At 23.4% G+C, this 1,351-nt stretch carries 3 protein-coding genes; all 3 read left to right on the top strand.

Translation table 11 applies throughout. From position 1 onward, the window contains the following. Positions 1-415: hypothetical protein (locus ACERKK_RS13125; RefSeq protein ID WP_373773523.1), on the top strand; the 415-nt coding region annotated here is incomplete at its 5' end. Between the two features lie 157 nt (positions 416-572). Then, positions 573-863, top strand: a complete 291-nt coding sequence (locus ACERKK_RS13120; protein ID WP_373773522.1) for a hypothetical protein — start codon at positions 573-575, stop codon at positions 861-863. Between the two features lie 66 nt (positions 864-929). Beyond that, positions 930-1,351, top strand: a 422-nt coding sequence (locus ACERKK_RS13115; protein ID WP_373773521.1) for a TlpA disulfide reductase family protein, incomplete at its 3' end; no start/stop codon positions are given.

Below are 1,351 nucleotides of genomic sequence, written 5' to 3'. Positions count from 1 at the left end.
ATACTCTTATGCATTTAACTTAGATTTATTTAAATTTGTAAAAGCCTTAGATAAAAAACAATCAGGTGCTGTATATTTCAACTGTACTCAAAAACTTGAAGAAGCAATACAAAGTAAAGAAAATTTAATATCTACTGTTATTTTATCTTATATGCTTGAAAATGGTGAAAAAGAAAAAGTTTATTCATATATTTCAAATTTAGAAAATAAAACTTACTTACAATCTTTATATAATAACTATTTTTCTAAACTAGATGATCAAGAATTAGATTTTTCATTTATTGCAAATGAAACTAAAATAGATTCTGATTATAAAAACTATATTGATACAAAACTTACTAATAACTGGAGTGATACTGAATTTATGAATTATGTATTAGAAGCTCCAAGAGTAATAGAAGTTTGGACATTCTGATTATAGAAGTATTTTAGAAAGAATTGAAAATCTACAAAAAGAAGAAGAGCGTGATGCAAGAGTAACAGAAGCATTAGATACTGCAAATAAAGCTTACAAATTAGCAACAGAAGCAAAAGAGCTTGCTGAATTAAATTATAGAGATTAGAACTTTTATATGGATACATTAACCTTAATTTTAATCTTTTTAATAGGACTTGGTATTTATCTACTTAATCAAAGTAAGAAAAAAAATATCAAGCCTACGGCTGTAAAAAAGAGTGAAATTATTGATTCTTATAAAAATCAAATGAGAGAAGTTCTTGAAAAAAATCAAGATAATAAATCAAAGCAACTAAAAGAAAAAATAAAACTTTTAAAACAAATAAATCATGAACTATCAATGAATCTCTTTTTTGATGAAAAAGAAGCAAAAGAATTACTTAATGAGTTAACAGCCTTAAAATAACTTGTTTATATTTTATTAATCATTTTTTACTATAATTTCATAAAATAATAAATATCTAGGAAAATCATGAAAACTAAATACTTAATAGCATCTTGTCTTACAGCACTTTTTTTATTAACAGGTTGTGATTCAAAAAGTGAAATTGATGAAAGTCTTGTAGCTAATTCAAAAAACAATAAACCAGTAAGAGAAGAGTTTATTTCTAAAACATTTAAATTAACAACTACTGATGAAAAAATTGTTGAATTAAAAAGCACACCTACTGGTTTAGATTTTAAAGATTATAAGGATAAAAAAGTTGTTCTTGTAAATGTATTTGCAACTTGGTGTCCACCTTGTATAAAAGAAATTCCAACTTTAATTGAATTACAAAATAAATATAGTGATGATTTTGAAATCATTTCTGTTTTATTTGAAAGCGAAGAAGATAAACCTAAAAAAGAGGTTCTTGAATTTATAAAAAAATACAATATAAATTACAAAATAAC

The organism is Poseidonibacter sp. (genome assembly GCF_041821165.1).
Classification (GTDB): Bacteria; Campylobacterota; Campylobacteria; order Campylobacterales; family Arcobacteraceae; genus Poseidonibacter.
This window is presented reverse-complemented; position numbering and strand designations above follow the sequence as displayed.

Excerpts from the sequence above, each read along its gene's own strand:
- ACERKK_RS13120 (WP_373773522.1), top strand. The coding sequence starts at position 573 with ATGGATACATTAACCTTAATTTTAATCTTTTTAATAGGACTTGGTATT.